The 6,533-nt window shown below is 41.6% G+C and carries 6 protein-coding genes; 5 read left to right on the top strand and 1 reads right to left on the bottom strand.

Features of this window, described 5'->3' with window-relative positions; genetic code table 11:
• The first annotated feature begins 235 nt into the window (after positions 1-235).
• From IIC38_19405 to IIC38_19385, 5 genes are all read left to right on the top strand, one after another.
• Entirely contained in the window at positions 236-550 is a 315-nt protein-coding gene (locus IIC38_19405) for a hypothetical protein (protein MCH8128092.1), read from the top strand.
• A gap of 182 nt (positions 551-732) precedes the next feature.
• Entirely contained in the window at positions 733-1,230 is a 498-nt protein-coding gene (locus tag IIC38_19400) for a hypothetical protein (protein MCH8128091.1), read from the top strand.
• Positions 1,231-1,320: 90 nt separating this feature from the next.
• Entirely contained in the window at positions 1,321-2,028 is a 708-nt protein-coding gene (locus IIC38_19395; protein ID MCH8128090.1) for a DNA alkylation repair protein, read from the top strand.
• Positions 2,029-2,194: 166 nt separating this feature from the next.
• Positions 2,195-3,193: an ornithine cyclodeaminase family protein gene (locus IIC38_19390; GenBank protein MCH8128089.1), complete on the top strand. Its 999-nt coding sequence runs from the start codon at positions 2,195-2,197 to the stop codon at positions 3,191-3,193.
• A gap of 93 nt (positions 3,194-3,286) precedes the next feature.
• Positions 3,287-3,658 (top strand): GxxExxY protein, encoded by a 372-nt coding sequence (locus IIC38_19385; GenBank protein ID MCH8128088.1) that lies wholly within the window; start codon positions 3,287-3,289, stop codon positions 3,656-3,658.
• A gap of 70 nt (positions 3,659-3,728) precedes the next feature.
• On the opposite strand, the gene IIC38_19380 is transcribed toward IIC38_19385, so the two are convergent.
• Entirely contained in the window at positions 3,729-6,146 is a 2,418-nt protein-coding gene (locus tag IIC38_19380) for an ABC transporter permease (protein ID MCH8128087.1), read from the bottom strand.
• Positions 6,147-6,533 lie beyond the last annotated feature (387 nt).

Here is a 6,533-nt window from a genome sequence, read left to right as displayed (position 1 = left end):
TTTATGCATTTAACCCATTTCAAATTTAAAAAAAAGTCTTGCATTTTTAAAATAAACCCCTTAATTGCTCTATTATGGTGAAGAAAAATGTTAGACCACAAATTATGTTTACTTCATGATTAAATGAAAGGAACTAAACCATGAACAAAAGAAACTTCTTCTTGCCACACTTGCCGGTTTCGTCGGTAACACTATCGCTTATATTTTAGTTGAGCGAATCATCTTGAAAAGCTACATGGCAAGTGCACTCTATGAACCCACTGGCGCATCGATGGAAGGTTCGATTTTTTTGCCGGTTCTTGCCGTTTTGGTTATGAACTTCATTATGGCATATATCTATCCCAAAGGTTATAGTAGTGGAACACCAGCGGTTGAAGGGTTACGTTTTGGTGTTTTAATGGGTCTTTTCGCCGGCATTCCGTTTGGCTTTTTCTTTGGTTCAATGTTTATGTTAGGCTTGGGTCCAATCTTTGTACTGGCCCTGGTGTATACACTTGAAGTTGCTGCTGCCGGACTTTGTATTGGATTGGTTTACGGAAAGAATGAATAGATCAAGTAAGAACCAGCTTTAATGGTTTTTACATAAATAAATGAAATAGGGTATTCCCGGTAATACGGTTGTTTTTATTATAGAGCTTGAATAATCTTAATCTTGCTGGATTAAACTGCAATTCACAATTATTAATGGTTTACTCAAGACCTGGGAGTGGACCGGGCGTAAAGGAATCCTCTATGAAAACAAAAATTGTAATTATGCTAATAATAGGTTCAATAATAATATTGAGCTGCACCTCAGATCATGAGAACACAAAAGAAGCAAACCATGAATCCCAATCTGAAAGAATAGTTTTTGATCAAGAACTTGCCTCAAAATTGGGCGCCGATGAATATGGCATGAGGAAATATGTTTTAGCCTTTCTCAAAGCCGGTCCCAATCGCGACCAGGATTCCCTAACGGCTGCAAAATTACAGCAAGCTCATATGGAAAATATCCGGAGATTAGCAGATGAAGGAAAACTGACTTTAGCCGGTCCTTTTCTGGATGGCGGTGAATTTCGAGGAATTTATATTTTCGATGTAGAGACTGTTGAGGAAGCGAAAAAGTTGACGGAGACCGATCCGGCGATAAAGGCTGGCAGGTTAATCATGGAATTGCATCCCTGGTATGGATCGGCCGCTTTAAAGCAAGTAAACGATATTCATAATAAAATAGCCAAAATAAATATCTGATAAAATCATCCAGTTCATCAATTACATACAACAACTATATCGCATTAAAACGCGCCATACACTAAATATTTGCAGCAATAAGGAGACGTAATGACAACTGAAAAAATATTAAAGGAATTAAAAGGTTATGGAGATGAAGGAACGAAAAAGATATTCCTTAAACATGGCGCCAGAGAACCGTTTTATGGAGTTAAAGTTCAAGACCTGAAAAAAATCCAAAAAAAAGTAAAAAAGCACCATGAATTATCCATGGAACTATACGCTACAGGAAATTCAGATGCCATGTATCTTGCGGGTCTTATCGCCGATGAAAACAAAATCTCAAGAAGTGACCTCAATAAATGGGTAAAAGAAGCTTACTGGTATATGATCAGCGAATATACGGTCGCATGGATCGCAGCAGAAAGCAGCTATGGAATGGAATTGGGCCTGGAATGGATTGAATCAGAGAAAGAAGGGATCGCATCCGCGGGTTGGTCGACGCTGTCAAATTTGGTTTCCATAAAACCGGATAGCGATTTGGATATCAAAATATTTGAAGGATTATTGGATAGGGTAGCGAGAAATATTCACAACTCACAGAACCGGGTCAGGTTTACGATGAATGGCTTTGTTATCGCCGTTGGAACCTATATTGCCTCTCTAACCAATAAAGCCACTGCTATCGCCGAAAAAATAGGAAAAGTTGAAGTTGATATGGGTGGAACAGCCTGCAAAGTACCCGATGCACCAGACTATATCCAGAAAGTTAAGGACAAAGATCGAATAGGCAAAAAACGAAAAATGGCAAGATGTTGAGAACAGAGAATAGAGGTTAGCCCTTGTTCATGAAATGCGTGTTTGCCCGTACAATAAAGATTTCAGCAAATGGTATTTCCGTGTATGGCGAATACTGACGGATACGAAATTTTGAGTTTTTACTCAGTCTCTTAAGCGATGGAAATCGATAAATTAATTGAGGTGAATGATGGTCGTTCTACTTGTAAACCACAAAGAAGTCCGAGAATATCTGCCCATGCGAGAATGCATGGAACTTATGTCCGATACCCTAAAAACCCTGGCATTGGGAAATGCAGTAAATCCATTACGTTGGGGCTTACAGTTGCCGGATCGCAGTGGAATTCTGGGAATGATGCCCTGTTATTTAGGCGAACCCGAAGTTATGGGACTGAAAGCGGTAAGTGTATTTCCGGGTAACCATGAAACAGAATATGATTCTCACCAGGGTTCGGTGATGATCTTTGAAACGAAACATGGGCGACTTTTAGCAATAATGGATGCAAGCGAAATCACGGCCATTCGCACCGCCGCAGTGAGTGGAGTGGCAACCAGGCTACTGGCGAAAGAATCTGCCAGCAACCTCGCGATCCTTGGCTCGGGTGTGCAGGCTCGGTCTCACTTAGAGGCTATGATTCATGCTCGTAAAATCACCAGGGTCCGAGTCTGGAGTAGAAACGAAGAAAATGCAAAACGATTTATGAAAAATGAGTCAGCAAAACATAACATTGAGATAGAGCCAGTTCATACTGTAAAGGAAGCAGTTGATGGCGCGGATATCATTTGTACAACCACATCAGCAACAGAACCTATTTTAATGGGGGAGTGGCTGGCGCCTGGCGCCCATATCAACGCCGTTGGTTCCAGCGTCAAATATGCTCGAGAACTGGATACAACAGCTGTGGTCAAATCACGCCTGATTGTGGATAGAGTAGAGTCTACAATCAATGAAGCAGGTGATTTTCTTTTTCCCAAAAAAGAAGGCGCCATCGATGACAGTCATATTCAGGGTGAAATCGGAGAAATACTTCTGGACAAAATTGATGGACGAAAATCTGAGGATGAAATCACTCTGTTTAAATCCCTGGGTTTAGCTGTGGAGGATATCGCATCTGCGTATCACATTTATCAAAAAATGTGTAAAGCCGGTAAGGGCACCTGGGTTGAATTTGGTGGGAAAAAATAGCCACAGACTTTCACAAGACTAAAAGCGGCCACAGATTTTCACAAGACAAAACGGCCACTGCTAAAATATTGAAAATAAAGATGGGGAGATTAAGTGAACAACGAATTCCTTTATGAAAATCTAACAAAAAATATCATTAAATGTTTTTACATTGTGCATGATGAGTTGGGTGCTGGATTTCTGGAATCTGTTTATGGAAAAGCCCTAATGATTGAATTTAGAAATAAAAATCTAAAGGCCGAAACCCAGAAATTGCTAAATGTTAATTATAAAAATCAATTGATTGGCAAGTTTAAAGCAGATATTGTAGTGGAAGATACAGTAATTATTGAAATTAAGGCGGTAAATAGTTTAATACCACAAAACGAAGCACAATTGATTCATTACCTCAAGGCGTCCGGAATACACATTGGATTGTTGGTGAACTTTGGTGAAAAACTGGAATTCAAAAGACGCATCGTATAGAGCCACAGACTTTCACAGACTAGTCTTGTGTAAGTCAGTGGCCCGTTTTAGTCTGTGTAAGTCTGTGGCTTTATTCATAATGCAATGCATTCACCGGATTGGTTAGCGCAATTTTCGTCGCCTGGTAACTCACAGTCAGCCATGCAATTAATATGGAAATAAGACCTGCCAGGAAAAAAGTCCCCAACCCTAATGGGACATGATAAGCAAATTCCTGCAGCCATTGGTCCATAACATACCAGGCAAAGGGGGCTGCCACAATGAAAGCAAATAAAACCAGCCAGGTAAATTCTTTAGACATCAGCAGGATGATATTACTGACCGACGCGCCGAGCACTTTACGGATCCCCACTTCTTTGGTTCTTTGCTCGGCTGTGAAAGACGCCAAACCAACCAAACCCAGGCAGGCTACGAAAATTGCCAGGATCGCAAATACACCGAATATTTTTCCCTGCTGCTCCTCGGCACGGTATAGACTTTCGAAATTATCATCGACGAAAGTGTATAAGAATGGCAGATCCGGATTTAATGCCAGCCATTTCTGTTCGATGAAATCCAAGGTTTCCTGGATATCTCCGGGTTGAATACGAATCACATAATTCCACGCCATGTACGGCGATATAAAATAGACTGTCGGGATAATTTCCTGCCGCAATGATTCGAAGTAAAAATCCTTCAGCACACCAATAACATAACCATCTTTCTGCTCCCACTGGCCGCTGTCCCAGTCTCTGATTTCCGAACTGCCGAAACTTTTACCTATTGCAGTTTCATTGGTCCAACCTATACTTTTAACAGCAGCTTCATTGAGAATAAAAGCGCTGCTTGCATCGGTGGTGAAATCGCGTGAGAAGCTGCGGCCAGATGCAAGCTCAAACCCCATGGATTCGATAAAGTCAAAGTCGGTCCACACGGTTTGCATACCTCGTCTTTGATCTTCCGGGACGCCTTCCGGTCTTGTACCCAGACTACTTTGAAGCCTGCCCGGTGGCACCCGGGACGATGCCGCAGCATTAATAATTTTTGGATTGCTGAGCAGGTCTGTCCGGAATTGATCGTAATGCTGCCGCATGGTTTGTGGTATGTTTTGCAGGAGAACCAGGTGTTCCTTATCGAATCCTATTTTGAGGTTGCGGGCATATTGCAATTGATTGTAAACAATGGCGGTCACTACAATCAAAAAGATCGAAATGGCAAACTGGAAAGTAACCAGAAACTTCCGCAATTTACCGCCTTTCACGCCTTTCATAACGGCTCCAGAAAGAACGCTAACCGGTTTAAATGCGGATAAAAACAAAGCCGGATAGCTGCCTGAAACGACTCCTACAAAAAGTGTAATGAGTATTAGTCCAAAAATCATTGGGCCATTTTGCAGGATATTATAAGCCAACTCCTTGCCTGCCAGGCTATTGAATGCCGGTAAGCATATATAGGCAAGCCCAACAGCTATTAGCAGGGACAAAATTGAAAGCAAGATGCTTTCACTCAAAAATTGCCAGATCAATTGCGAACGATGGGCGCCGACAACTTTTCGCAAACCGACCTCCTTGGCGCGATTTGCCGAGCGCGCGGTTGCCAGGTTCATGAAATTAATACAAGCGATGATGAGGATAAAAACTGCAATGGCCGTAAAAGCATAAACATACGTACTGTCACCGCCAGGTGCAAATACCGCAATATTTTGAGAATGTAAATAGATATCTGAAAGCGGCTGCAGCACGATACGTGGGGATGCTTGCCTGAAGGCTTGTATTTTTACATCGACAAATGCAGCCAGGCGTGTTTCATAATCTTCAGGCCGTTTATCTTTAGGTAACATGATAAATGTTTCTGCAGAGCCCTCGCCCCAGTTTTCCAGTACAATTCGCTGAAATACCCGTTCGGCTGAATTCATAGATGCGAACATGTCGAATTGAAATTGTGTATTGCCCGGCATCTTATCCAGTATGCCGGTCACTTTGAAATCATTGCTTCTAAAAGTAAGAATTTTACCAATCGGTTCTTCATCACCATAATATTTTTGTGCGATTTCTTCTGAAATAACCACCGAGAACGGTTCATCTAAAACCGTTAGCGGGTCTCCCTCGAGCAATGGAAAAGTGAAAACCTGGAAGACTTCCGGATCCACAAATGCCAGGCCCAGTTCATAAAAAGATTTGTCTTCATAACTAACAAGAGATCGACCCTGTGGATTGAATCGAATAATTTTGAAGTCTGGAAAGTCAGGTTTTAATTCTTTTGCCAGCCGGTAGGGACCAACGGCTCTTAGCTGGGTAACACCGGTTTGGGGATTTGTGAAAGAAATATTGGCCCTGTAGATCTGGTCCTTGTTGGTATGAAACTGGTCATAGCTCAATTCTTCTTGCACGAACATCATGATCAGGATTACGCATGCCATCCCGATTGCCAGGCCCAGGATATTGATGATCGAATATTCTTTGTGCTTCAGTAAACTACGCAGTGCAGTTTTGAAATAATTTTTTAGCATAGAAGCTCCACTTTTTTTAGGCTTAAATCTGAATATCCATAAAGTTATAACCTTTTTAATTAATATGTAAGCAATTTATTAATGGAAAAGTAGACGGACGAGATTAGAAAAGGTTGCCACTGACTTTCACAAGACTCAAAAAATTTCGAGCGTGCTCGCTGCACTCGCACACAAAGGATCAAAAAAAATAAATGATCAAATAATTCAAATAATCAAATAGACAACTGATTGCCTCTCAGCGAACTGCTCGAACGGAGGCCTCGCCGTAGTTGAAAGGGATGATGGCGCAGTAGCCATCGTTGAAATTGACTACCCAGGCACCCGAGGCGGATTGTTTATCCGAAGTCCAAATCCAGTTCTGATTTTGGTCAAAAATGGGATCGATAT

Source organism: candidate division KSB1 bacterium, from assembly GCA_022566355.1.
In the GTDB taxonomy this organism is placed as follows: Bacteria; Zhuqueibacterota; JdFR-76; order JdFR-76; family DREG01; genus JADFJB01.
This window is presented reverse-complemented; position numbering and strand designations above follow the sequence as displayed.

Coding starts and splice junctions, on each gene's coding strand:
- IIC38_19380 (MCH8128087.1), bottom strand. CDS start 6,146: ATGCTAAAAAATTATTTCAAAACTGCACTGCGTAGTTTACTGAAGCAC.
- IIC38_19395 (MCH8128090.1), top strand. CDS start 1,321: ATGACAACTGAAAAAATATTAAAGGAATTAAAAGGTTATGGAGATGAA.
- IIC38_19400 (MCH8128091.1), top strand. CDS start 733: ATGAAAACAAAAATTGTAATTATGCTAATAATAGGTTCAATAATAATA.
- IIC38_19405 (MCH8128092.1), top strand. CDS start 236: ATGGCAAGTGCACTCTATGAACCCACTGGCGCATCGATGGAAGGTTCG.
- IIC38_19390 (MCH8128089.1), top strand. CDS start 2,195: ATGATGGTCGTTCTACTTGTAAACCACAAAGAAGTCCGAGAATATCTG.